We start from the raw sequence: 26953 nt of genomic DNA on the forward strand, positions 1-26953 counted from the left end.
GCAGTGATCAGCCGTGATCCTGCGCCAGCACAGCGAGCCAGGCCTGCGCCTCGGCCTCATCGGCCACCTGCGTCATCGGCGGCAGCGCTTCCCGCAGGCGCCGCCCGTATTGGCTGCCGGCCAGGCGCGGATCACACACCACCAGCAGCCCCCGGTCGGATTCAGTGCGGATCAGGCGCCCGGCGCCCTGCTTGAGCGCAATCGCGGCTTCGGCGACGAAGTACTCGGTGAAAGCATTGCGCCCTTCCGCTTCCAGCCGCTGCACGCGTGCCTCGACCAGCGGATCGTTCGGCGGGGGAAACGGCAGCTTGTCGATCACCACGCACTGCAGCGCTTCGCCCGGCACGTCGATGCCTTCCCAGAAACTCGCGGAGCCGACCAGCACCGACGCCGGCTGGTCGATGAACTGCTGAAGCAGCTGGCGCTTCGGTGCCGAGCCCTGCACCAGCACCTCGATCGCCTGTCCGTTGGCTTCAAAACGCTCGCGCAGCACATCCGCCACCGTGTGCAGCTGCCGCAGCGTGGTCGTCAGAATGAAGGTCCGCCCGCCGAGCCGGGCCGCGAGTCGCGCCCCCAGCAGACCCACCGATTCGCCATGGTCCGGCTCCGAGGGTTTGGGGAAATGCCGCGGCACATACAGCCGCGCATTCGACGCATAGTCAAACGGACTGCCCACCCGCAGCGTGCGCGCCTCATGCAGGCCGGCCGGTTCGGTGAACCAGCGCAGGGACTCGTCTTCCCCCAGGGTGGCGGACGCAAAGATCCAGGCCCGCGGCGGCCCTTCCAGCTGTTCCTGCATCGCCTCGCGGATGTCCAGCGGCGACTCCACCAGCCGCACATGCTGCATGCCGACATCCACCCAGCGGACGGCGGAAGGGTCCGGATCACGAGCGAAGAGCTGCGTGGCCTTGTAGAGCTCCACCGAGCGTTCGTGCAGGCGGGCCAGATCCGGATCCATCTCCATCACGGACGCCATCGCATCCACCGACAGCTCCAGCGCCGCACCGGTCTGGGCGAGCGCGGCGGCCAGCGGCTCGCGCCCGGACACCTCCTGCCACCGCAGCTTCAGGACGCCGCGCAGTTCCCGGTCACCGGCGCAGGCCAGTCGCAGCGTGCGGGCCGCCTTCTCGACGCCGCCCGCAATCTCCTGCCACTCCTGCAGTCCGCGCGCGTGCTGAATGCCCTGCGCGACCATGTCCCGCGCGAAATCAAAGAGCTGCGCACTGCCCAGGCTGCGGCCCAGGAAGTTGAGACCGGCCTCCGGCAGCTGGTGCGCTTCGTCGAAGATGGCCACTTCCACGCCGGGCAGCAGTTCCGCCACGCCGCTGTCGCGCAGCACCATGTCAGCGAAGAACAGATGGTGGTTCACCACCAGCAGGTCCGCCTCCATCGCCTCACGCCGGGCGCGCACCACATGGCAGTCGCGATAGGACGGGCAGTCGGTGCCCAGGCAGTTGTCCCGGGTGGAGCTGACCAGCGGAATGATGGGCGAGCGCTCGTCCAGCCCGTCGATCTCGGAGAAGTCGCCGGAGGTCGTCTGCAAGGCCCAGCGTTCAATGCGTGCGAGCTGCGCCACCGCCCGCCGGTCCGGCAGTTCGCCACTGTGGCGTGCCTGCTGCATCCGGTGCAAGCAGAGGTAACTTCCGCGCCCCTTCAGCAACGCGGTGCGCAGCGGCAGGGAGAAGGTCTCGAGCAGCCGCGGCAGGTCACGCATGAACAGCTGATCCTGCAGGCTCTTGGTGGCGGTGCTCACCAGGGTGCGTCCGCCGGACAGCAGTGCAGGCACCAGATAGGCGAAGGTCTTGCCCACACCGGTGCCGGCTTCCACCACCAGCGTGTCCCGTGCAGCGATGGCCTGCGCCACCGCCAGCGCCATGCGCTGCTGCGGTTCGCGGGGCGCATAACCACCACTGGCGCGGGCCAGCGGACCGCCGGTATCAAAGGCTGCCACCACGGCCTGCTCCAGCTCGCCAGGCCGCATTTCATCGGGCTTTGCGGGCGTCACGTCGTTGTGCGGGAGAGTGTCGGCAGCGTCCAAGGCGGGGGCAGCAGTGAGAGGAAAAGGGGCAGATCGGGGCGGCAGGACCTTGAATCAAGGCTCGGTCACGACAGGGCCGACAGAAGCTTCGATGACGCCATGAAGGCGCTCAGGCCGGCTCGTCCGGATCCGTCGCCAGCTCCAGCGCCGCAATCTGGTCCCGCAGCGCCAGACGTCTCTTCTTGAGACGCCGCAGGCTCAATTCGTCCACAGGCGCGGCTGCTGCCAGCACGTCAATGCGGCCATTGAGCTCCGCATGTTCCATGCGCAGTTCGATCAGAAGTCTTGCTGGAGAGTGAAGTTGTTCATCCATGCCGGGGAACCACTCGACCGGAAGGCCAAGCGCACGGATTATAGTTTTGGGATATGAGCCGCACACCACCGGGCTATCGCCTCAGCGCCGCCACAGGCATCCACCGAGGCGACCGCCTTTATCAGCAAGACCAGGTCCAGGTTTTCGCCCATCCGCGACAGAGCGGCTGGGTGCTGGGCATCGTCGCCGACGGCATGGGCGGCAAGAGCGGGGGCCGCAAGGCCGCCGACCAGGTCATCCTCACCGCCCAGCAACTCTTCGAGCGCTTCGTGCCGGATGAGGAAGACGAGATCGATCTGCTGCGCCAGATCGTGTCGGAATCCCACCTGATGATCCGCCTGACCGCCATTTCGGCGGAAGAAGAGCCGCACAGCACGCTGGCCGCCTTCATGATCACCGGCGCCCGCCGCTGCTTCTGGATCCACACCGGCGACTCCCGCATTTATCACTTCCGCGGCCCCAACATGGTGACGCGGTCGTTTGACCAGTCCTATGTGCAGCGGCTGGTGGATGAAGGGCAGATCACCGAGGAAGAAGCCCAGGTGCATCCGCAGTCCAACCTGCTGACGGCGTGCCTGGGCACGGTGCAGGAGCCAACCCCGGTCGAGAAGACGATTGAACGGCTGGAAGTGGGCGACAGCCTGATGTGCTGCAGCGACGGCCTGTGGCACTACTTCACCCCGGCCGAGCTGGGCACCGTGCTGCACAGCCTGCCCCCGCGGGACGGCTGCGAATTGCTGGTCAGCAAGGCGCGCCAGCGGGCCAAGGGCACCGGCGACAACCTGTCGATCGCGGTGGTGCGGGTCGATCCGCTGGACTGAGCGCGGCTTCAGCGCGACGGCAGCGACTGGATATCGGACGCTGACGGCGTCGGCAGATGCGCCGGCGCCGGTTTCTTCGGGTCGGCCGGCTTGGCGGCCCGCTTCTCTTCCAAAGCCTTGGCGCGACGCTGCAGCTCCTGCTGCTTGGCCTCGCGGCTCGCGGCCGCCTGACGGCGTTCCGCCGCCTTGCGCTCGGCCGCCTGCTGCTCCCGCTGCACCTGCTGCTGATGCGCTTCAGGATTGGCGCGCCGCTGGCGAGTGGGCGGCAGCGGCGGCGCGGAGGCCGGGCGCTGCGCGGCCTTGACCGCTGACGCCCCACGCGCCCCCTGCGCCCCCGACGCGGCTTCCCGCGCTTCCTCGTCCTTGGCCATCACCCGTTCGCGCTGCGCGGCGGCCCGCTGCTGGCGCTCCCGCGCATTGACCTCGATCTCCTGCTGCTGGAGGGGCCGCAGCGCCTCGATCCGCCAGCTGTGGGCGTCCTCCAGGCAGCCCGTCACCACGAAGCGGGTGCGGCAGTCCTTCACCTTCTCCTCGTAGGCCTTCTGCACGGCGGACCGCTTCGCGTTGATCTCGGCGCGGGTCTGCCGGTTGGCCGCGTCCTGCGCCTCCTCGACGTTCGCCGCGTGGGCACAGGCGCCGGCCAGCAGCAGCCCGGCGCCCAGGACCAGCGCGGGGAGCGCTGCAAGCGTGGCAGCCGCACCCGTCCGGGACCGGGCCCCGGCGGAGCACCGACCCGCCGAAGGAAGCAACATCAGCACGGACGTCATGAGCACTCAGGAAGTTCAGGTCAGTGAAGTATCCACGTCCCGGCGCTCCAATGACAAATACTCCTGCGACTGCATCTCCTGGAGTCTTGACACGGTACGCGGGAACTCGTGCGCCAGCGGCCCTTCGGTGTAGAGCGCCTCCGGCGGCACCGCCGCTGAAATCACCAGCTTGCAGCGCCGGTCATAGAGCACGTCGACGAGCCAGGTGAAGCGACGGGCTTCGCTGGCCAGCTTGGGCGGCATCTCCGGCACATTGGAGAGGATGACCGTGTGGAACTGGGTGGCCAACTCCAGGTAGTCGTTCTGCGAACGGGGTCCGCCGCACAGCTCCTTGAAATCGAACCAGACCACGCCCCCGGCGCGCCGGCGGGCATGCAGTTCCCGGTGTTCGATGTAGAGGGTGGCGTCCTGCTCACGGGCCTCGGCGAGCGATTCAAAGGCGGAGGTCAGCGCTTGCTCCGCCTGCGGGCCCAGCGGCGTGTGGTACAGCTGCACATGCTCCAGGGAGCGCTGGCGGTAGTCCGTGCCGTTGTCGACATTGATCACCTCCAGATGGGTCTTGAGCAGCTCGATGGCCGGCAGGATGCGGTCCCGATGCAGGCCGTTCGGATACAACCCGTCCGGATGGAAGTTGGAGGTGGTGACGATGGAGACACGATTGCGGAACATCGAATCCAGCAACCGGTGCAGGATCATCGCGTCGGTCACATCGGCCACGTGGAATTCATCGAAGCAGATCAGCCGGAAGCGGCGCGCGATGCGCTTGCCCAGCTCCTCCAGCGGATCCTGGATGCCCTTGAGTTCCTGCAGTTCGCGGTGCACTTCCCGCATGAACTCGTGGAAGTGCAGCCGCGTCTTGCGGGTCAGCGGCACGGCCTGGAAAAAGCAGTCCATGAGGAAGCTCTTGCCGCGCCCGACGCCGCCGAACATGTAGACGCCGCGCGGCAGCGGCGGCCGCACCAGCAGCTTGCTGAAGGCATTGGAGCGCCGGGCCTTGTAGGCGGCCCATTCATCCTGGCAGCGCTGCAGCGCCGCCACGGCGCGCAGCTGCGCCGGGTCCGCGGTGTAGCCGCGTTCGGCCAGGGTCTGGTTGTAGAGCTCGGTGACGGTGGTCATGCAGGAAAGGGTCCAGGGTCGGAGGGTCTGCAGGCGGAGCCGAAAAAGAAAAGGGGCGACTCATCGCCGCCCCTGTCACTGCGTCCGAGGCGGGCCTCAGAAGTTCAGCGTGCGCTTGTCCACGGCCAGGGCCGCTTCCTTGGTCGCCTCGCTCAGCGAGGGATGCGCGTGGCAGATGCGGGCGATGTCTTCCGCCGAGGCCTTGAACTCCATCGCCACCACGGCTTCGGAGATCAGCTCCGAGGCCATCGGGCCGATGATGTGCACGCCCAGGATTTCGTCGGTCTTGGCATCGGCCAGGAACTTGACGAAGCCGGTGGTGTCACCCAGGGCACGGGCACGGCCGTTGGCCAGGAACGGGAACTGACCCGCCTTGTAGGCCACGCCTTCGGCCTTGAGGGCCTGCTCGGTCTTGCCCACCCAGGCGATTTCCGGGCTGGTGTAGATGACCCAGGGGATGGTGTTGAAGTTGACGTGACCATGCTGGCCGGCAATACGCTCGGCCACGGCCACGCCTTCTTCTTCCGCCTTGTGGGCCAGCATCGGGCCACGCACCACATCACCGACCGCCCAGACGTTGGGCAGGTTGGTGCGGCACTCGTCGTCCACCACCACGGCGCCGCGCTCGTCGAGCTTCAGGCCGACGGCGTCGGGGTTCAGACCGATGGTGTTGGCCACACGGCCGATCGAGACGATCAGCTTGTCCACCGCCAGGGCCTGTTCAGCGCCCTTGGCATCCGTGTACTTCACCGTCACGCTTGACGCGCCGTTCTCGACGGACGAGATCTTCACGCCCAGCTCGATGTTCAGGCCCTGCTTCTTGAAGACCTTGGCGGCTTCCTTGGCGACGGATTCGTCGGCGGCACCCAGGAAGGCGGGCAGCGCTTCCAGAATGGTCACCTCGGCGCCCAGACGGCGCCACACCGAACCCATTTCCAGGCCGATCACGCCGGAGCCGATCACACCCAGCTTCTTCGGCACAGCAGGGATGCGCAGGGCACCGTCGTTGGAGAGGATGTTCACCTCGTCGAAAGGTGCACCCGGCAGCTGACGGGCGTTGGAGCCGGTCGCCACGATCACATGCTTGGCCGTGATCGTTTCTTCCGCGGCGCCGGCCACCTTCAGCTCGTAGCCGCCGTCCTTCGCCGCCACGAACGAGCCGCGGCCGTGGAAGAACGTCACCTTGTTCTTCTTGAACAGGTAGAGGATGCCGTCGTTGTTCTGCTTCACGACGCTGTCCTTGCGGCCGATCATCTTGGCGATGTCGATCTTCAGGTCAGACATCGAGATGCCGTGGTCGGCAAAGCCGTGGCCGGCATGCTCGAAGTGCTCGCTGGACTGCAGCAGGGCCTTGGACGGGATGCAGCCGACGTTGGTGCAGGTGCCGCCGGGAGCGGGACCGCCCTTGTCGTTCTTCCACTCGTCGATGCAGGCGGTGTTGAAACCCAGCTGCGCCGCGCGGATGGCCGCGATGTAGCCACCGGGGCCGCCGCCGATGACAACGACGTCGAATTGTTTGCTCATGGTCGCTGTGTCCTTGGCTTACAGGTCGAACAGCAGGCGGGCCGGATCTTCCAGCGCGTCCTTCATGGCCACCAGACCCAGCACGGCTTCGCGGCCGTCGATGATGCGGTGGTCGTAGGACATGGCCAGGTAGTTGATCGGACGGATCACGATCTGGCCGTTCTCCACGACGGCGCGGTCCTTGGTGGCGTGAACGCCCAGGATGGCCGACTGGGGCGGGTTGATGATCGGGGTCGACAGCATCGAGCCGAAGGTGCCACCGTTGGAGATGGAGAAGGTGCCGCCGGTCATCTCTTCGATGCCAAGCTTGCCTTCCTGGGCCTTCTTGCCGTATTCGGCGATCTTCTTTTCGATGTCGGCGAAGCTCATCTGGTCCGCATTGCGCAGGATGGGCACCACCAGGCCGCGCGGGGAACCGACGGCGATACCGATGTCGAAGTAGCCGTGGTAGACGATGTCATTGCCATCGACCGAGGCGTTCAGCACCGGGTACTTCTTCAGGGCGTGCACGGCAGCCTTTACGAAGAAGCTCATGAAACCCAGCTTGGTGCCGTGTTCCTTGGTGAAGCTGTCCTGGAACTTCTTGCGCAGCTCCATGACCGGGGCCATGTTCACTTCGTTGAAGGTGGTCAGGATGGCGTTGGTCGACTGCGATTGCAGCAGACGCTCGGCGATCCGGGCACGCAGGCGGCTCATCGGCACGCGCTGCTCCGGACGGTCGCCCAGGTTGGCGGACACCGGAGCGGCCACGGCCGGCAGCGGCTTGGCGGCCGGTGCGGTCGGTGCAGCCACCGGAGCGGCCACGGCAGGCTTGGCGCCGCCTTCGATGGCGCCCAGCACATCACCCTTGGTGACGCGGCCGTCCTTGCCGGTGCCCGGCACGGAACCGGCGGCCAGGTTGTTGTCGGCCATCAGCTTGGCGGCGGCGGGCATGGCCACGCCGGCCTTGGAGGCGGAGTCGCTCGATGCAGCGGCAGCCGCGGGGGCTGCAGCGGGTGCGGGAGCAGCGGCGGCGGGCGCGGCAGCCCCAGCGGCGGCCTTGGCTTCGGTGTCGATGCGGGCGATGACCTGGTCGGAGGTCACGGTGGCGCCGTCACCGGCCACCAGCTCGGTCAGCACGCCGGCGGAAGGGGCCGGCACTTCCAGCACGACCTTGTCGGTCTCGACTTCGATCAGGATTTCGTCCACGGCCACGGCTTCACCGGGCTTCTTCTTCCACTGCAGGAGGGTCGCTTCAGCGACCGACTCGGACAGCTGGGGGACTTTGACTTCAACGATTGCCATGATGTTTGTTCTCTCGGTTTTTCAGTCAACCGGAGCTTTGCGCCTGTCCGGCTGCCGCCGCATGACCCGGGAGGGAGTTCCCGGGGAGGTCATGCGCGTGCAGCCGGTGTTATTGCGGCGCTCAGCGTCCGCAATAACTCACTTCGTCAGCACGAAGCCCTTCAGCTTGCCGTAGGCCTGTTCCAGCAGCGACTTGAGTTGCTCCTGGTGCAGGTGGGAATAGCCAACGGCGGGCGATGCCGAGGCCGGGCGGCCGGCGTAACCCAGCTTCTGACCATCCAGCATGTTTTCGTGGATGTAGTGCTGAACGAAGAACCAGGCGCCCTGGTTCTGGGGCTCGTCCTGGCACCAGACGATTTCGGTGGCGTTCGGGTACTTCTTGATTTCGGTCGAGAAGGCCTTGTGCGGGAACGGATACAGCTGTTCCACGCGGATGATGGCCACGTCCTTCTTGTCGCCACGGGCCTTGACCAGGTCGTAGTACACCTTGCCCGAGCAGGCGATGATGCGCTTGACCTTGCTGGCGTCGATCTCGGCGTTCAGCTCGGCGATGACCGTGCGGAACTCACCCTTGGTGAATTCGCTGACCGGCGAGGTGGCGTCCTTGGCGCGCAGCAGCGACTTGGGCGTCATGATGACCAGCGGCTTGCGGAACATGCGCAGCATCTGACGGCGCAGCAGATGGAAGATCTGCGAGGCGGTCGTCGGCTGAACGATCTGCATGTTGTTGTCCGCGGCCAGCTGCATGAAGCGCTCCAGGCGGGCCGAGCTGTGCTCGGGGCCCTGGCCTTCATAGCCGTGCGGCAGCATCAGGGTCAGGCCGTTGGCGCGGCCCCACTTCACTTCACCGGAGGCGATGAACTGGTCGATGACGACCTGCGCGCCGTTGGCGAAGTCACCGAACTGCGCTTCCCAGATGGTCAGCGTGTTGGGTTCGGCGGCGGCATAGCCGTATTCGAAGCCCAGCACCGCTTCTTCCGACAGGATCGAGTCGATGACAACGAACGGTGCCTGGCCTTCCGCGACGTTCTGCAGCGGAATGTAGGTGCCGGTGTCGAAGCGCTCGCGGTTCTGGTCGTGCAGGACAGCATGGCGGTGGGTGAAGGTGCCACGGCCGCAGTCTTCACCGGACAGGCGCACCGGATAACCGGAGGCCACCAGCGAAGCGAAGGCCATGTGCTCGCCCATGCCCCAGTCGACGTTGATGTCGCCACGGCCCATGGCGGCGCGGTCGGCGACGACCTTTTCCACCAGCGGGTGGGCCTTGAAGTCGGCCGGCAGGGTGGTGATCTTCTCGGCCAGGCGCTTCCATTCGGCCACCGGCAGTGCGGTGTCGCAGCTGTCGGTCCACTTCTTGCCGAGGAACGGGGTCCAGTCGGTGGCGTACTTGCTCTTGTAGTTGGTCAGCACCGGATCAACGGTGTGGCGACCTTCGTCCATGGCGGCGCGGAAGGCCTTGACCATGGTGTCGGCGCCGTCGGCCGGCAGCACGCCCTGGGCGATCAGCTTGTCGCCATAGAGCTTGCGGGTGCCGGGGTGGGCCGCGATCTTCTTGTACATCAGCGGCTGGGTGAGCGCGGGGGTGTCCTGCTCGTTGTGGCCCAGCTTGCGGAAGCAGACGATGTCCACCACCACATCCTTCTTGAACTGCTGACGGTATTCCAGGGCGAGCTGGGTGGAGAACACCACCGCTTCCGGATCGTCACCGTTGACGTGCAGCACCGGGGCTTCGACCATCTTGACGACGTCGGAGCAGTACAGCGTCGAGCGGATGTCGCGCGGGTCGCTGGTGGTGAAGCCGATCTGGTTGTTGATGACGATGTGGACCGTGCCGCCGGTGTAGTAACCGCGGGTCTGGGCCAGCGCCAGGGTTTCCATCACGACGCCCTGGCCGGCGAAGGCAGCATCGCCGTGCACCAGCACCGGGAGCACCTGCTCGCCGGTCTTGTCGCCGCGACGGTCCATGCGAGCCTTGACCGAGCCTTCGACCACCGGGTTCACGATTTCCAGGTGGGAGGGGTTGAAGGCCAGGCTCAGGTGGACGGGGCCGCCGGCGGTGGTCACGTCGCTGGAGAAGCCCTGGTGGTACTTCACGTCACCCGAGGGCAGGTCTTCAGGGGCAGTGTGATCGAACTCGGCGAACAGGTCACGGGGCATCTTGCCCAGGGTGTTCACCAGCACGTTCAGGCGGCCGCGGTGGGCCATGCCGATCACGATTTCCTGCACGCCCTTGGCGCCGGCGCTCTGCACCAGTTCGTCCATGGAGACGATGAAGCTTTCGCCGCCTTCCAGGGAGAAGCGCTTCTGGCCGACGTACTTGGTGTGCAGGTAGCGTTCCAGGCCTTCGGCCGCGGTCAGGCGGTCGAGGATGTGCTTCTTCTTGTCGGCGGGATAGTTCGCCTTGCTCCGGGGCGCTTCCAGGCGTTCTTGCCACCAGCGCTTCTCGACCGGATCGCTGATGTGCATGAACTCGGCACCGATGCTGCCGCAGTAGGTTTCACGCAAGGCCTGCACGATCTCGCGCAGGGTCATGTTCTCGGCCTTGGTGAAATAGGTGTTCGTGGCGCTGAAGCTGATGTCCATGTCAGCTTCGGTCAGGCCATACGACGCCGGTTCCAGCTCAGGGATCTGGGGGCGTTCGGTGCGCTTGAGGGGGTCCAGATCAGCCCAGCGCGAACCCAGGAAGCGGTAGGCGGCAATCAGCGATTGCACATGCACCTGCTTGCCGGCGACGGCCAGCTCGTTGCTGGAAACCTTGGTGTTGAAGGCGTTGGCCTTGGCGCGCTGCGCGAAGGACTCGATGACCGGGGCGTGAGCGACGTCGCGCTTGTCGGTGCCGTCCACTGCAGGCACATGCTGCAGGGCGTCGAAATAGGCGCGCCAGTTGTCGGGCACTGCGCCAGGGTTGTCGAGGTACTGTTCGTACATTTCCTCGACGTAAGGGGCATTGCCCCCGAACAGGTAGGAATTCGACCTGTATTGCTGCATCATCTTCGCTCACCTTTTGCCCCGGCTTCCAGGGCGATCGGCTGGTTGATAAACCTTCCGCGACACGGCTTGACCGGTTGGCGGATTGCGACCCGCCTTCACTGTTGCCAGAAAAGGGGACGGGAAGGACCTCAAGTCACAAGCGCCGCACTGTAGCACTTCGGCAATTCCGGCGCGTTACTGAAGGCGTCCACTTTTCACTGAAAACTCTAGCCCATGTGGCGGAAGGTCGTGGCCGCAAAACGACGGACCACCCCGCTCATCGAGCAGGTATTGAACGGCTTTGGCGGCTAACCGCTACAACGTTGGCCGCCCAGGGGTTGCGGACAAGCCGGCCGGCGCAGTGGTTGCCAACCGCACACGGGTACATCCCGGTACGCGTCGAGTACGGCGGTGACACAAAACACACCAACCGGCCTGCGGAGGCCCTGCTGCGAGCGGGGTGACCCACTCGGTCAAATCCAATACACCAGAGCGCCCAGGAGCACCACAGGCTGGGGGCTCAAACGATTGCGACCCCCAGGACCATCCTCTAGACTTGCGCCCGCGGTTCCGCCCCGCGATTGAATGGTGGGCCGCCGGGACACAGGAGATCCCAATGCAAGTTCGAGTCGTCGACTATCAGGCTGCGGATGCGGCTGAGCAGTTCACACGTTCCCTGCACGAGACTGGTTTTGGTGTGCTGGTGAACCATCCCCTCCCCCAAAGTCTGGTCGAAAAGATCTATAGCGACTGGCTGGGATTTTTCAACGGGGCCAGCAAAAACGACTTCGCCTTTTCTGCGCAGACCCAGGACGGTTATTTCTCGACCGAGATTTCCGAGACGGCCAAGGGTCATCAGCAAAAGGACATCAAGGAGTACTTCCACATTTATCCGTGGGGCCGGATTCCCGAGCCGCTGAAAGCGGATGCGTTGCGGTATTACGAGATTGCCAACGATCTGGCGGCGGAACTGCTGTCCTGGGTGGAGCGTCATACACCAGCGGACATCGCGCGCAACTACCGCGAGCCGCTGTCCCACATGATCAAGGACAGCCGCCTGACCTTGCTGCGGGTGCTGCGTTATCCGCCGCTGACCGGCAACGAGCCTGACGGGTCGCTGCGTGCGGCACCGCACGGGGATATCAACCTGCTGACCATCCTGCCGGCGGCCAACGAGCCTGGCCTGCAGGTCCAGGCCAAGGACGGCAGCTGGGTGGACGTACCCAGCGACTTCGGCATGCTCATCATCAATATCGGTGACATGCTGCAGGAAGCGTCGCAGGGCTACTACCCGTCAACCCAGCACCGGGTGGTCAACCCGACAGGGGAAGGCGCCAAGAAGAGCCGTGTGTCGCTGCCGCTGTTCCTGCATCCGCGGGAAGATGTGGTGCTGTCGGACCGATATACCGCGCACGACTATCTGGAAGAACGCCTGCGGGAGCTGGGCGTCAAGAAGTAATGTCGTTGGGGGGGGCGCTGCTGTGGCCCCAACCTGCTGCCCGAGGCGCGTAAAGTCCACCCATGCCCTCGCGCATCGTCTGGATCCATCCGGAAGCACCCAGCAAGCCCGCTGTGGGCGCCCCTTGCAACGGCTGTGGCCTCTGCTGCCTTTCCGAGCCCTGTCCCATCGGCGTCCTGGTGACGCGTCGCACCACAGGCGCATGCGCGGCACTCGAATGGTCGGCAGCAGCAGCCCGATATGAGTGCGGGATGCTCACGCATCCCACCCGTCACCTCGGTCTGCCCCGCATTCTTGGCTTCCTGGGTCTGCAGCGACTGCCCCCCACGTCGCTCTTGAACCGCGTTCTGCGCCGCTGGTCCGCCCGCATGATTGCCGCCGGCATCGGCTGCGACGCGGAGCTGGATGTGACCACATCCCCTGCCCCTTCTGCGCCCGCGTGGTCTGCGCCTCTCGCGACGCCACCTTCTGCGCCAATGGCCGCGCCTCCCTCTGCGTGTCCTTCTGCGCCCTCCGCTGCGCCATCCGCGCCCTCTAAGGAGAATCGCTAAGCGCCCACCCCGGCCACAGCCACTAGCATGGCCTTCGACTTGCACCTCTGCCTGCACCGCCCGGTGCATCCACCAGAACCTGCTCAGGAGTCGTCATGCCCTTGGTCTTTTTCGCCAGTGCTTCCCGGCCTGCCCGGTCCTTGCTGTCCAGCGCGAAGCCGCTGCACGCCTGGACCCACACCCTGAAAGCCTCCGCCGCCGGTAGCGCCGCGGCCGCCGCGATCCTGCTGGCGCTGGCCAGCCCGACGCGCGCCGCCGCCCTGCGCTGGGCCGCCCAGAACGACATCCTGACCCTGGACCCGCACTCGCAGGACCACAGCACCACCAGCGCCATCCTGCAGCACAGCTATGAAGGCCTGACGCGCTACAACGAGCAGTGGGAGGTCGAGCCCTGCCTCGCCACCAAATGGACGACGGTGAACCCCACCCTGTGGCGGTTTGAACTGCGCAAAGGCGTCAAGTTTCAGGACGGTTCGCCCTTCACCGCCGACGACGTCATCTTCAGCTACCAGCGCATCCGCCAGCCACAGGGCACGATGCAGATCTATGTGACCGGCATCAAGGAGATCAAGAAGATCGATGACTACACCATCGACGTGGTGCTCGATTCGCCACAGCCGATCCTGCTGCGCAATCTCATCGACTTCCGCATCATGAGCAAGACCTGGGCGGAGAAGAACAAGGCGACCCAGCTCGCGGACTACAAGTCCAAGGACGAGAACTACGCCAGCCGCAATGCGATCGGCACCGGCGCCTTCCGCATCACCGGCTGGCAGCCCGATCAGCGCATCACCATGGTGGCCAACAAGGATTGGTGGGACAAGCCCAAGGGCAACATCACCGAGATCACCTACCTGCCGATCAAGTCCGATCCCACCCGTGTGGCCGCGCTGGTGTCCGGCGAAGTGGACCTGCTCACTGACCTGCCCACCCAGGACGTGGCACGCCTGAAAAACGACGGCAAGCTCAAGGTCATCGAAGGGCCGGAGACCCGCACCATCTTCTTTGCGCCCGATCTGGGCAGCGAGGAACTGCGCGGCTCGTCGGTCAAGGGCAAGAATCCGTTCAAGGACGTGCGCGTGCGGCAGGCGCTGAGCATCGCCATCGACCGGGAAGCGATCAAGCGCAGCATCATGCGCGGCATGTCCGTGCCCGCAGCGCTGATCGTGCCGCCCGGTGTGAACGGCTATTCCACCGAGCTGGACAGGCCGCAGCCGCCCGACCTGGCGAAGGCCAAGAAGCTGCTGGCCGATGCCGGCTACCCCAATGGCTTCGAAATCCCGCTGAACTGCCCCAACAACCGCTACATCAATGATGAGGAAGTGTGTCTGGCCGTCGTCTCGATGTGGGCCAAGATTGGCATCACCGCGCGATTGACCGCGCAGCCGATGTCGCAGCACAGCCAGCAGTTCCAGCGGTTTGAGTCCCCGCTGTACATGCTGGGCTGGGGCGTGTCGACCAACGATGCGCTCTACACGCTGCAGGCCCTGGCGCGCACCCGCAGTGGCGGCGCGGATGGCAGCTTCAACTTCTCGAAGGTCAGCGATCCGGCACTGGACAAACTGATCGATGCGATGAAGAGCGAAATGGATGTGGGCAAGCGCAATGCGCTGATCCGTGAAGCGCTGATGCTGGTGCGGGATCAGGCGCTGTTCATTCCACTGCATCACCAGGTGCGGCCGTGGGCGATGAAGACGACGGTGGAGACGCTGCATCGGTCGAATGATCGGCCGGAGGCGAGGTTTACGACGATCAAATGAAAAAAGGGCCTGTCGTGAGACAGGCCCTTTTCAGTGAAGGCCGCGGCGTCGCGCGACCCGGCGAGTCGCGCGAAACTGCTGATAGCAATTGAACCGCCGTTAGATGCCCAACGGGCTGTAGGTCGTACCCGGCGTCACAACAGTGGTGTTCGTCCCACTGTTGTCCACCCAGAACGTGAAGTGAATCGTCTCACCCACGTTCCCGCTGGCGTCCACCTGGCGCAGGAGAACATCGTCCTTGCCGAAATTGCTCCAGGGGAAGGAGGCAATGTCGATCGTCTCGGACGTCCCCAGATTCATCCACGCGGACTGGTCTCCGTTGCTGAGCTCAATGTGCGCACCCGCTTCGAGATTGTTGAAGTGGAACTGTCCGCCAGCATTCGCCAGGTCGAAGATCGGCACACCATCGGCATCAAAGCCCGCCAGGCCCGTCAACGTCACTGACAGCTTCTCAGCCATCGTGTCCTTGATCACCGTGATGGTCTCAGGTTTGCTGGTGGAGCCATTGTTGTCGATCTGAATGATCTGCAGCGTATTTGTACCTTCCACCAGAGCATCCGCGTGAATGACGCTTCCGGTCCCTTGCACCCAGGTTTGACCATTGTCCAGGCTGTACAGATACCCTGCCGCGAAACCACCTTGCCCAATGTCGATGGCACCGCTGCCGGCGACGTAGTAGGGATTGGATTCGGTGCCCGTGCCCAAGACATCACCCTGGGCATTGGTCGTGACGTCGATCGCAAGCGAAGGATAGGTCACATAGGTCTGGTCAGTCCAGGACCGCTCGAGCTGGAAAACAATTTCCGTCCCCTCGCTTGCGTTCCCAAACTGGTCCACCTGCCGGAAATAGTAGTGCTTCAGGCCACCGCCACTGCCGAGGTCACCAGCGCCGATGCCGTCCGTTGTAGGCAGGTCGTACCAGGGGGCCTGGTTATACCAGCTGTACTGCACCTTGGCACCTGCCTCCAGGTTGCCGAACTTGAACACGCTCCCGTCTCCATCGACCACCACCGCCAGGAAATTTTCGTCATACCCGGCGACCTGCGTCAGACTCACCTGCAACGCGGCGGCCGTGCTGTCCTTCACCACCGTGATGGTGCCGGGCTGGCTGGCATTACCATTGCTGTCAATCTGGATGACTTGCAACGTATTGCTGCCTTCCGCCAGGGCGCTGGCCGTGATGCCGGTGCCGGTACCTTGCGTCCAAGTCTGCCCGCCGTCGGTACTGAACAGGAAGCCAGAGGCTGTCCCGTGGCCGATTTCGATCAAGCCACCGTTACCCATGTAGTACGGATCTGCTTGCGTTCCCGTGCCCACAGTGTTGCCAGTCGAGGTCGCGGTGACGTGGATGGACAGCAAGTCGCTTGTCACGTAATCCGCCGCAGTCCCTGTCGCAACGTAGTCCAGGTTCAACTGGGTCTCATTGCCCACATTGCCGAAGACATCCAACTGACGGAAATACAACTGGGTGGCGCCATGTTGAGACAACAGCGCATCCAGGCTTTGCGAATCCGATGAACCCACGTCGATCCAGGGCCCGGTGGCCGAGAGGCTGTACTGGACTTTGCCGCCGTTCTCCAGGTTGCCGAATTTCAGTTCGGCGCCTGAGCCTTCAGCCACCACCGGTTGACCTGAGGCGTCGTAACCAGCGACTTGGGTCAGCGAAACGGTCAGGTCTTGGGCAATGGTGTCCTTCACCACCGTGATCGTGACAGGCGCGCTGACATTGCCTTTACTGTCGGTCTGGACAAGTTGCAACGTGTTCTTGCCTTCTGCCAGTTCGGTGGCCTGGATCCCCCCAGCGGGGCCCTGCTTCCAGGTGCTACCACCGTCGATGCTGTACCGATACGACGAAATCGTAGCTTGGCCGACTTCGATCAGACCGCCAGTGGCCACATAGTAGGGGTCGTCTGTCGTCCCCTGGCCGACGCAATCTCCGGCCGGATTCGTATCGACCTGAACCGTCACAATCGGTGTCACGACACCGCTCCAACCCATGACAAAGGCGATGGACGTCCAACCGCTCGCGTTGCCCAAGGCATCGACTTGTCGGAACTCCATGCCATGATAGCCATAGCTGAACTTCGAACCCACGACGATACTGCTATCGGTGGTGTAGTCCACCGCGTAGCCATTTCCCCATATCTGGACTTTTGCACCTGGCTCGAGATTGCCAAACGTGAGCGTGCCCCCGGGTTCCACCACCGGGCGATTACCGCTGTCATAGCCAAGGACCTGGGTGAACGTCACCGCGAGTTTCGCGGCAGTCGTATCCTTCACCACCGTCAGGTTCACTGGGTCGCTGGCATTACCTGCGCTGTCCAACTGAATGATCTGCAGCGAGTTGCTGCCTTCAGACAGTTGAGCGGCCGTGAGGCTGGTGCCGGACCCCTTCAACCAGGTTTGACCGTTGTCCTTGCTGTAGAGCCATTGAGCGTCGGCATCGGTCCCGATGCTGATGGAGCCATTGGCCGTCATCCGGATGGGATCGGACTCGGTGCCGGTCCCTGAGACCGCCGTGACCTGAGTCACGGGGGCCGTCGGAGCAACGGTATCCTTGACTACTTCAATGGTGGTGGGATCGCTCATATTGCCTGCGCGGTCCACCTGGACGATCTGGATGCTGTTGTTGCCTTCGGCGAGGTCGTCGGCCGAGATGCCGGCCGCCGATCCCGACTTCCAGGTCTGGCCTCCATCGGTGCTGTAGTTCCACGAGGAGTCCGGGTCGGTCGCAAAGCTCAGGTTGCCAGTGGCGCCGAGCAGGATCGGATCTTCCGGCGTGCCGGTGCCCACAACAGCGCCAATGTGATCACCCGTGACAGAGCCCGTCAGATCCAGCACAGGCACTTCGGGAGCCACCGTGTCCTTGACGACCGTGATGCTGGTGGGCGCACTGGCGTTGCCAGCCTTGTCCACCTGCACGATCAGAATGGTGTTGTCGCCTTCCACCAGATCCTTGGCGGAAATGCCCGCTGCCGCGCCCGGCTTCCAGGTCTGGCCGCCATCGGTGCTGTAGCGCCATTCGCCGTCGATGTCCGTTGCGATGTTGACGTTGCCGTTGGCAGCCACCACGATCGGATCTTCCTTGGTGCCGGTGCCCACGACCGTGCCAGTCGAGGTGCCCGTGCTGGAATTGGCCACATCCAGGACCGGTGCTTCCGGTGCCACGGTGTCCTTGACGATCTCGATTTGCTTCGGCGGGCTGATGTTGCCAGCTTTGTCCACTTGGACGATCTGGATGGTGTTGTTGCCCTCGGCCAGGTTGGCCGACGGGATACCGTCCGGCGTGCCTTGCACCCAGTTCAGACCGCCATCGACGGAGTAACGCCATTCGGTGTCGGCATCGACCTTGATGTCGATCTTGCCGTCCGCAGCCACCACGATCGGATCTTCCTTGGTGCCGGTGCCCACGACCGTGCCAGTCGAGGTGCCCGTGCTGGAATTGGCCACATCCAGGACCGGTGCTTCCGGTGCCACGGTGTCCTTGACGATCTCGATTTGCTTCGGCGGGCTGATATTGCCAGCTTTGTCCACTTGGACGATCTGGATGGTGTTGTTGCCCTCGGCCAGGTTGGCCGACGGGATACCTTCGGGCGTGCCTTGCACCCAGTTCAGGCCTCCATCAACGGAGTAACGCCACTCGGTGTCGGCATCAACCTTGATCTCGATCTTGCCGTCCGCAGCCACCACGATCGGATCTTCCTTGGTGCCGGTGCCCACGACCGTGCCAGTCGAGGCGCCCGTGCTGGAGTTGGCCACGTTCAGGACCGGTGCTTCCGGTGCCACGGTGTCCTTGACGATCTCGATTTGCTTCGGCGGGCTGATGTTGCCAGCTTTGTCCACTTGGACGATCTGGATGGTGTTGTTGCCCTCGGCCAGGTTGGCCGACGGGATACCTTCGGGCGTGCCTTGCACCCAGTTCAGGCCTCCATCAACGGAGTAACGCCACTCGGTGTCGGCATCGACCTTGATCTCGACCTTGCCGTCCGCAGCCACCACGATCGGATCTTCCTTGGTGCCGGTGCCCACGACCGGCGTCCCTTGGGTGCCCGTGGTGGAGTTGGCCACATCCAGGACCGGTGCTTCCGGTGCCACGGTGTCCTTGACGATCTCGATTTGCTTCGGCGGGCTGATATTGCCAGCTTTGTCCACTTGGACGATCTGGATGGTGTTGTTGCCCTCGGCCAGGTTGGCCGACGGGATACCTTCGGGCGTGCCTTGCACCCAGTTCAGGCCTCCATCAACGGAGTAACGCCACTCGGTGTCGGCATCAACCTTGATCTCGATCTTGCCGTCCGCAGCCACCACGATCGGATCTTCCTTGGTGCCGGTGCCCACGACCGTGCCAGTCGAGGTGCCCGTGCTGGAGTTGGCCACGTTCAGGACCGGTGCTTCCGGTGCCACGGTGTCCTTGACGATCTCGATTTGCTTCGGCGGGCTGATGTTGCCGGCCTTGTCCACCTGGACGATCTGGACGGTGTTGTTGCCTTCGGTCAGGTTGGCCGAAGGAATGCCTTCGGGCGTACCCTGCTGCCAGGTCAGGCCGTTGTCGGTGCTGAAGCGCCACTCGGTGTCGGCATCGACCTTGATGTCGATCTTGCCGTCCGCGGACACAACAATCGGATCTTCCTTGGTGCCGGTGCCCACGACCGGCGTCCCTTGGGTGCCCGTGGTGGAGTTGGCCACGTCCAGGACCGGTGCCTCAGGCGCCACGGTGTCCTTGACGATCTCGATTTGCTTCGGCGGGCTGATGTTGCCGGCCTTGTCCACCTGGACGATCTGGACGGTGTTGTTGCCTTCGGTCAGGTTGGCCGAAGGAATGCCTTCGGGCGTACCCTGCTGCCAGGTCAGGCCGTTGTCGGTGCTGAAGCGCCACTCGGTGTCGGCATCGACCTTGATCTCGACCTTGCCGTCCGCGGACACCACAATCGGATCTTCCTTGGTGCCGGTGCCCACGACCGGCGTCCCTTGGGTGCCCGTGGTGGAGTTGGCCACGTCCAGGACCGGTGCCTCAGGCGCCACGGTGTCCTTGACGATCTCGATTTGCTTCGGCGGGCTGATATTGCCGGCCTTGTCCACCTGGACGATCTGGACGGTGTTGTTGCCTTCGGTCAGGTTGGCCGAAGGAATGCCTTCGGGCGTGCCCTGCTGCCAGGTCAGGCCGTTGTCGGTGCTGAACCGCCACTCGGCGTCGGCATCGACCTTGATCTCGACCTTGCCGTCCGCGGCCACCACGATCGGATCTTCCTTGGTGCCGGTACCCACCGGGCCGCTCGTGCCCGTGCCATCACCGGAACCAGCGCCGGGTTCGGGCAGCTTGATCTCGGGCGCCTGCGGTGCCACGGTGTCCTTGACGATCTCGATTTGCTTCGGCGGGCTGACATTGCCAGCCTTGTCCACCTGGACGATCTGAATGGTGTTGTTGCCCTCGACCAGACCGGCCGACGGAATACCCTCAGGCGTGCCCTGCTGCCAGGTCAGGCCGTTGTCGGTGCTGAAGCGCCATTCGGTGTCGGCATCGACCTTGATCTCGACCTTGCCGTCCGCGGCCACCACGATCGGATCTTCCTTGGTGCCGGTGCCCACGACCGGCGTCCCTTGGGTGCCCGTGGTGGAGTTTGCCACATCCAGGACCGGGGCCTCAGGCGCCACGGTGTCCTTCACGATCTCAATTTGCTTCGGCGGGCTGATGTTGCCAGCCTTGTCCACCTGGACGATTTGGACGGTGTTGTTTCCTTCGGTCAGATTGGCCGACGGGATCCCTTCAGGCGTGCCCTGCTGCCAGGTCAGGCCGTTGTCGGTGCTGAAGCGCCATTCGGTGTCGGCATCGACCTTGATGTCGATCTTGCCGTCCGCGGACACAACAATCGGATCTTCCTTGGTGCCGGTGCCCACGACCGGCGTCCCTTGGGTGCCCGTGGTGGAGTTGGCCACATCCAGGACCGGGGCCTCAGGCGCCACGGTGTCCTTCACGATCTCAATTTGCTTCGGCGGGCTGATATTGCCGGCCTTGTCCACCTGGACGATCTGGACGGTGTTGTTTCCTTCGGTCAGATTGGCCGACGGGATCCCTTCGGGCGTGCCCTGCTGCCAGGTCAGGCCGTTGTCGGTGCTGAAGCGCCATTCGGTGTCGGCATCGACCTTGATCTCGACCTTGCCGTCCGCGGCCACCACGATCGGATCTTCCTTGGTGCCGGTGCCCACCGGGCCGCTCGTGCCCGTGCCATCACCGGAACCAGCGCCGGGTTCGGGCAGCTTGATCTCGGGCGCCGCGGGAGCCGTCGTGTCCTTCACCACTTCGATGATGGTGGGCTCGCTCTTGTTCCCGTCCTTGTCGATTTGAACGATCTGGATCGTGTTGTTGCCTTCCGCCAGATCGCCAGACGCGATGCCTTCCGGCTTGCCCGGTTTCCAGGTCACGCCACCATCCGTGCTGAAGCTCCACTGAGTGTCAGGGGCAACGCCCACGTTGATATGGCCGTCCTGACCCACCACGATCGGATCTTCGTGCGTACCTGAGCCGTTGGTGACAGGGCCAGTTCCATCGCCTGCGGTGTTGCCATTGCCCGGCACGATCACCGGCGGGGCAGGCGGCGTCACCGGCTTGTCACTGCCGGAAGCTTGGGACGACGAGTCAGAGGACGACGAGCCGCCGCCAGCCGCGGCAGCGGCCACAGCCACTGCACCAGCAAGACCGGCCAGCAGCGTGGCGCTGGGCAGCGTGAACGCGCTCATCACAGAGGCGGCCGCGCCCGACATCGACGGCGCTGCGCCGGCCACTTGTCCGGCAGCCTGTGCGGCCTGACCGGCTTCTGCTGCGCTGGACGCGGTTGCGGTCGATTCAGCCTCCGCGGCGCTCGTGACTTCCTGCGATGCCTGCAGTTCTGCTTGTTCAGCCGAAACGGTCTCTGCCTGAGCTTCTTGCGTCATCAGCTCTTCCTCATCGGGACGGACCCGACGAGCCAGGCGGTTCGAGGCCTGAGAGGGTTGCGCTTGCGCTGCAAGATTTTGTTGGTTGGCAGGAGTCGTTTGGGGGCGGGGATGCTTGTTCATGACGGGTCCTTTGTGACGGCTAGGCCTTCCCTTGGAAAGCTCCTGAGCAGTCTAAAAATCCCCTTCGATGAATCGAATAGCACGAAGATGTGAGCAGCACCGGCGTGACTAGCAACCTTTTGCTAGTCGACAGCAAGCCTCACATGACAACGCCGAATCCATTGTCATTCGTCAACTAAACGCCTTGCCGTTGCAGCAAATCGCAAGCTCACAAATGCTACTGGCGCCCACCTTTCCTGCCACTTCTGCGCATCGCTCCATGACCTCAGAGCGACATGAAAAAAGGCTCCCGAAGGAGCCTCTTGTTCAGCACTTGGCCAGCCTCAAGCCGCCGCCAGCCCCAATCGCTGACGCGCCGCCTGATACTCGCGCCCAAAGCGCGCCACCAGCTCACCCGCCGGCAGCACTTCGCGAATGGCACCAATGCCCTGCCCGCTGCCCCAGATGTCCTTCCAGGCCTTGGCGGCAGCGCCACCGCCGAAGTTCATCTTGGTCGGATCGCTCTCCGGCAGGTGGTCCGGATCCAGGCCCGCCTTGACGATCGAGCCCTTCAGATAGTTGCCGTGCACGCCGGTGAACAGGTTGCTGTAGACAATGTCGTCGCTGTTGCTGTCGACGATCATCTGCTTGTAGTCGTCGCTGGCACGCGCCTCTTCGGTGGCGATGAAGGCCGAGCCGATGTAGGCCAGATCCGCACCCGCCGCCTGTGCCGCCAGGATGGCGTCCCCACTGGCGATCGAGCCGGACAGCGCCAGCGGGCCGTCAAACCATTCCCGGATCTCCTGAATCAGCGCAAACGGGCTCTTCACGCCCGCATGGCCGCCCGCACCGGCCGCCACGGCGATCAGGCCATCCGCGCCCTTCTCCACCGCCTTGTGGGCAAACTTGTTGTTGATGATGTCGTGCAGCACGATGCCGCCCCAGGCATGCACCGCCGCATTCACGTCCTCACGGGCCCCCAGCGAGGTGATGATGATGGGCACCTTGTACTTGGCGCACATCTCCATGTCGTGCTCGAGCCGGTCATTACTCTTGTGCACGATCTGGTTGATGGCGAAAGGCGCTGCCGGAGACTCGGGATGGGCACGGTCGTGCGCCGCCAGGGTCTCGGTGATCTCAGCCAGCCAATCCTCCAGCTGCTCCGCCGGACGCGCATTGAGCGCCGGCATGGAGCCCACGATGCCGGCCTTGCATTGCGCAATGACCAGCTTCGGGTTGCTGATGATGAACAGCGGCGAGCCGATGACCGGCAGACGCAGCTTGTTGAACAGCGGGGGAAGTGCCACCTCGTGTCTCCTCGTGGTGATGGAAGTTGGGGTTGATCAGAAAGCGTCGATGGGCAGGGCCATGACGCTGTCGGCGCCTTGGACCACCGCATCGCGCAGCGACTGGCAACGCGGCAGGATGTGCTCGGCGTAAAAGCGCGCCGTCGTGATCTTGGCCTGCATGAAATCGACGTCTTCGCCGGCCGCCAGCAGCTCCTGCGCCGCCAGCAGCGAACGCGCCAGCTGCCAGCCCGCCACCAGGTTGCCCGCCAGCATCAGGTAAGGCACCGAGCCGGCGAACGCCGCATTGGGCTTGGCCTTGCCGTGCGCGGCGACAAAGTCCACCACCTGCACGAACGACGCACGCGCCTGCGCCAGAGACTGACGCACGGCCAGCGCGGCCTCGCTGCCGTTGGCAGCCAACGCGCCTTCCGTCTCTTCGATCTGAGCCGCCAGGCTGCGCGCAAAGGCGCCGCCGTCGCGCATCGTCTTGCGACCCACCAGGTCGTTGGCCTGGATGGCGGTGGTGCCTTCGTAGATCGGCAGGATGCGGGCGTCACGGTAATACTGCGCCGCGCCGGTCTCTTCGATGAAGCCCATGCCGCCGTGCACCTGCACGCCCAGCGAGGTGACTTCCAGGCTCATCTCGGTGCTGTAGCCCTTGACCAGTGGCACCATGAACTCATAGAAGCTCTGCGCTTCCTTGCGGGCCTCGGCATCGCTGTGGTGATGAGCGATGTCATAGGCCGCGGCGGCATCGATGGCCATCGCGCGGCAGCCTTCCACCAGGGCCCGCTGCGTCATCAGCATGCGGCGCACGTCGGGGTGATGAATGATGGCCACCGGCGCTGACGACGAGCCATCCACCGGGCGCGACTGCACCCGGTCCTTCGCGTAGGCCACTGCCTTCTGATAGGCGCGGTCCGCCACCGCCAGGCCCTGCACGCCCACGCCGAAGCGGGCGGCGTTCATCATGATGAACATGTACTCCAGGCCGCGGTTCTCTTCGCCGATCAGCGTGCCGATGGCGCCGCCGTGATCGCCAAACTGCAGCACGGCCGTCGGGCTGGCCTTGATGCCCAGCTTGTGCTCGATGGAGACGCAGTGCACGTCGTTGCGAGCGCCCAGGGAGCCATCGTCATTCACCAGGAACTTCGGCACCAGGAACAGGCTGATGCCCTTCACGCCCTCCGGCGCGCCCGGCACACGGGCCAGCACCAGATGGACGATGTTGTCCGTCATGTCGTGCTCGCCCCAGGTGATGTAGATCTTGGTGCCGAAGATCTTGTAGGTGCCGTCGCCCTGCGGCTCCGCGCGGCTGCGCACCAGCGCCAGGTCCGAGCCGGCCTGCGGCTCGGTGAGGTTCATCGTGCCGGTCCAGTCGCCCGAGAGCAGGCGCGGAATGAACAGCTGCTTTTGCTGCTCGGTACCGGCCACCAGCAGCGCTTCCACCGCGCCATCGGTCAGCAGCGGGCACAGCGCAAAGCTGACGTTGGCCGCCTGGACCATTTCCGCGCAGCCGGTCCCGATGGTCTTGGGCAGCCCCTGGCCGCCATAGGCCTGCGGATGCTGCAGCCCCTGCCAGCCGCCCTCGGCGTACTGGCGGAAGGCGTCCTTGAACCCCGGGGTGGCGAAGACCTGACCGTCCTTCCAGGATGACGGATTCCGGTCGCCCTCGACGTTCAGCGGTGCAATGACATCCTCATTGAGCTTGGCCGCTTCTTCCAGCACCGCCTGCGCGGTGTCCAGGCCGTGGTCGGCAAAAGCGGGGATCTGCTCGGCGAGCGTCTGCAGGCCGGCCAGGGCCTGCATGTCAAACAGCATGTCCTTGATCGGGGCGCGGTATGTCATGGTCTTGTCTCCGGATGAAAAAAGAGCGCCGCGTATGAACAACGGGGCGCCCTGGATCGGTCGGCGAGGCAGCTGCAGTCCGCAGTGCGGGCGGGCGGCCTCGCGGTGGCCGTGGCCGCATCGCGGGCTGCGCGATGCGGCAAGGCGCGCTTACAGCGCCTTGACCAGTTCGGGAACGGCGGTGAACAGGTCAGCTTCCAGGCCGTAGTCAGCCACCGAGAAGATCGGCGCTTCCGGATCCTTGTTGATCGCCACGATCACCTTGGAATCCTTCATGCCGGCCAGATGCTGGATGGCGCCGGAGATGCCCGCCGCGATGTAGAGCTGCGGCGCGACGATCTTGCCGGTCTGACCCACCTGCCAGTCGTTGGGGGCATAACCCGCATCGACCGCAGCGCGCGAGGCACCCAGGGCGGCGTTGAGCTTGTCCGCCAGCGGCGTCAGCACTTCGTTGAACTTGTCGCTGCTGCCCAGGGCACGGCCGCCGGACACGATGATCTTGGCAGCGGTCAGCTCGGGGCGGTCGCTCTTGGTCACTTCACGACCCACAAAGCTGCTCTTGCCGCTGTCGGCCACGGCGCTGATGCTTTCCACCGCGGCGCTGCCGCCTTCGGCTGCAGGGTCAAAACCAGTGGTGCGCACCGTCAGAACCTTGATCGCATCGGTGGACTGCACGGTCGCGATGGCGTTGCCGGCATAGATCGGGCGCTCGAAGGTGTCGGCGCTGATCACCTTGGTGACGTCGCTCAGCTGGCCCACATCCAGCAGGGCCGCGACGCGCGGCGCCACGTTCTTGCCGGCGGCGGTGGCGGGGAACAGCAGGTGGCTGTAGTCCTTGGCGATGGCGATCACCTGGGCGGCCACGTTCTCGGCCAGGCCGTCGGCGAACTGGGCGCCATCGGCGTGCAGCACCTTGGACACGCCGCTGATCTTCGCGGCGGCCTGGGCAGCACCCGAAGCATTGGCGCCGACGATCAGCACGTGCACATCACCGCCGATGGCAGTGGCAGCGCTCACGGTGTTGTGGGTAGCCCCCTTCAGCGAGGCATTGTCGTGTTCAGCAATGACGAGGATGGTCATTCTTGGCTCCATTCAGACAGCTGTGGGGGATCAGATGACCTTGGCTTCGGTCTTCAGCTTGGTGACCAGCGTCGCGACGTCCGGCACCTTCACGCCAGCACCGCGCTTGGCCGGCTCGGCCACCGACAGCGTCTTGATGCGCGGCGTGACGTCCACCCCCAGGTCCGCCGGCTTGACCGTTTCCAGCGGCTTCTTCTTGGCCTTCATGATGTTGGGCAGCGTGACGTAGCGCGGCTCGTTCAGACGCAGGTCGGTGGTGACCACCGCCGGCAGCGTGAGGCTGACCGTTTCCAGGCCGCCGTCGACTTCACGGGTGACGGCCACCTTGCCGTCGGCCACTTCGACCTTGGAGGCGAAGGTGCCTTGCGGCAGACCGGTCAGCGCGGCCAGCATCTGGCCGGTCTGGTTGCAATCGTCATCGATGGCCTGCTTGCCCAGGATGACCAGTTGCGGCTGCTCCTTGTCGACCAGGGCCTTCAGCAGCTTGGCCACGGCCAGCGGCTGCAGTTCAGCGTCGGTCTCGACCAGGATGGCGCGGTCCGCGCCAATGGCCATGGCGGTGCGCAGGGTTTCCTGGCACTGCGTGACGCCGCAGGACACGGCGATCACTTCGGTGACGACGCCCTTTTCCTTCAGGCGCACGGCTTCTTCGACCGCGATTTCGTCAAACGGGTTCATCGACATCTTCACATTGGCGATGTCGACCCCAGTGCCGTCACTCTTGACGCGCACCTTGACGTTGTAATCGACGACTCGTTTGACGGGGACCAATACCTTCATCGAAGCACTCCAGGCGTATTGACGTTAACGTTAATTCGATTCTATGGGAGGCCTGCGCCGTCCCCGTGTCACCGATCCATCAAGACCGAAGGGCCTCGGGGCCGATGCGGTCCGATCCCGGGACGAAGATCGGAAAATAAAACGAACGATCGTTCTATTCTAGCCATCAGATCTGCGCTGCCAAGTGAAAGTCCGGGAATCTTCTAGACTGCTCACCCTGATGCGGCGGCAATGGCGCGTCGTGGCTGTCGCGGCGTTCGCCCCATCTTCCATTTGTCTCTTGCCCCAGTGATGCCTGTCTCAACGCCCTCGTCGCCAGCT

General features: G+C 64.5%; 15 protein-coding genes. 3 read left to right on the plus strand and 12 right to left on the minus strand.

What is annotated here, in order from left to right; all coding sequences use genetic code 11:
* Nucleotides 1-7 precede the first annotated feature (7 nt).
* A complete protein-coding gene (gene yoaA / locus FHS28_RS18865; RefSeq protein WP_088454181.1) occupies nucleotides 8-1981 on the minus strand; it encodes a DNA repair helicase YoaA in 1974 nt (657 codons plus the stop codon).
* A gap of 166 nt (nucleotides 1982-2147) precedes the next feature.
* Nucleotides 2148-2351, minus strand: coding sequence for a YdcH family protein (locus tag FHS28_RS18870; protein ID WP_088454180.1), 204 nt, complete (start codon nucleotides 2349-2351; stop codon nucleotides 2148-2150).
* 53 nt (nucleotides 2352-2404) lie between these two features.
* Between FHS28_RS18870 and FHS28_RS18875 the strand changes: the two genes are divergently transcribed.
* Nucleotides 2405-3172 carry a PP2C family protein-serine/threonine phosphatase gene (locus FHS28_RS18875; RefSeq protein ID WP_088454179.1) on the plus strand — a complete coding sequence of 256 codons (768 nt, stop codon included), beginning with the start codon at nucleotides 2405-2407 and terminating at the stop codon, nucleotides 3170-3172.
* Between the two features lie 8 nt (nucleotides 3173-3180).
* Here FHS28_RS18875 and FHS28_RS18880 read toward each other — a convergent pair whose 3' ends face one another.
* The 5 genes from FHS28_RS18880 to FHS28_RS18900 form a co-directional block, all read right to left on the minus strand.
* Nucleotides 3181-3939, minus strand: a complete 759-nt coding sequence (locus tag FHS28_RS18880) for a hypothetical protein (protein WP_088454178.1) — start codon at nucleotides 3937-3939, stop codon at nucleotides 3181-3183.
* Nucleotides 3940-3954: 15 nt separating this feature from the next.
* Complete coding sequence (gene zapE / locus FHS28_RS18885; protein WP_088454177.1) at nucleotides 3955-5055, minus strand: cell division protein ZapE; 1101 nt, start codon at nucleotides 5053-5055, stop codon at nucleotides 3955-3957.
* Nucleotides 5056-5151: 96 nt separating this feature from the next.
* Nucleotides 5152-6579 carry a dihydrolipoyl dehydrogenase gene (gene lpdA / locus FHS28_RS18890; RefSeq protein ID WP_088454176.1) on the minus strand — a complete coding sequence of 476 codons (1428 nt, stop codon included), beginning with the start codon at nucleotides 6577-6579 and terminating at the stop codon, nucleotides 5152-5154.
* Between the two features lie 18 nt (nucleotides 6580-6597).
* A complete protein-coding gene (gene odhB, locus FHS28_RS18895; RefSeq protein ID WP_088454175.1) occupies nucleotides 6598-7863 on the minus strand; it encodes a 2-oxoglutarate dehydrogenase complex dihydrolipoyllysine-residue succinyltransferase in 1266 nt (421 codons plus the stop codon).
* Between the two features lie 138 nt (nucleotides 7864-8001).
* Nucleotides 8002-10854: a 2-oxoglutarate dehydrogenase E1 component gene (locus FHS28_RS18900; protein ID WP_088454174.1), complete on the minus strand. Its 2853-nt coding sequence runs from the start codon at nucleotides 10852-10854 to the stop codon at nucleotides 8002-8004.
* A gap of 595 nt (nucleotides 10855-11449) precedes the next feature.
* Here FHS28_RS18900 and FHS28_RS18905 point away from each other — a divergent pair.
* Complete coding sequence (locus FHS28_RS18905; RefSeq protein WP_088454173.1) at nucleotides 11450-12292, plus strand: 2OG-Fe(II) oxygenase family protein; 843 nt, start codon at nucleotides 11450-11452, stop codon at nucleotides 12290-12292.
* 646 nt (nucleotides 12293-12938) lie between these two features.
* Nucleotides 12939-14603 carry an ABC transporter substrate-binding protein gene (locus tag FHS28_RS18910; protein WP_088454172.1) on the plus strand — a complete coding sequence of 555 codons (1665 nt, stop codon included), beginning with the start codon at nucleotides 12939-12941 and terminating at the stop codon, nucleotides 14601-14603.
* 99 nt (nucleotides 14604-14702) lie between these two features.
* Here FHS28_RS18910 and FHS28_RS18915 read toward each other — a convergent pair whose 3' ends face one another.
* The 5 genes from FHS28_RS18915 to FHS28_RS18935 form a co-directional block, all read right to left on the minus strand.
* Entirely contained in the window at nucleotides 14703-21533 is a 6831-nt protein-coding gene (locus FHS28_RS18915) for an Ig-like domain-containing protein (RefSeq protein ID WP_184295198.1), read from the minus strand.
* A gap of 446 nt (nucleotides 21534-21979) precedes the next feature.
* Complete coding sequence (locus FHS28_RS18920; RefSeq protein ID WP_088454589.1) at nucleotides 21980-22942, minus strand: NAD(P)H-dependent flavin oxidoreductase; 963 nt, start codon at nucleotides 22940-22942, stop codon at nucleotides 21980-21982.
* A gap of 36 nt (nucleotides 22943-22978) precedes the next feature.
* The gene (locus FHS28_RS18925) at nucleotides 22979-24772 is read right to left on the minus strand and encodes an acyl-CoA dehydrogenase (protein WP_088454590.1); all 1794 of its coding nucleotides are present in this window, start codon (nucleotides 24770-24772) and stop codon (nucleotides 22979-22981) included.
* 150 nt (nucleotides 24773-24922) lie between these two features.
* The gene (locus FHS28_RS18930) at nucleotides 24923-25852 is read right to left on the minus strand and encodes an electron transfer flavoprotein subunit alpha/FixB family protein (RefSeq protein ID WP_088454591.1); all 930 of its coding nucleotides are present in this window, start codon (nucleotides 25850-25852) and stop codon (nucleotides 24923-24925) included.
* A gap of 30 nt (nucleotides 25853-25882) precedes the next feature.
* A complete protein-coding gene (locus FHS28_RS18935) occupies nucleotides 25883-26632 on the minus strand; it encodes an electron transfer flavoprotein subunit beta/FixA family protein (protein ID WP_088454592.1) in 750 nt (249 codons plus the stop codon).
* Nucleotides 26633-26953 lie beyond the last annotated feature (321 nt).

The sequence above is a fragment of the Roseateles terrae genome, assembly GCF_014192155.1.
GTDB classification, from domain to species: domain Bacteria; phylum Pseudomonadota; class Gammaproteobacteria; order Burkholderiales; family Burkholderiaceae_C; genus Roseateles; species Roseateles terrae.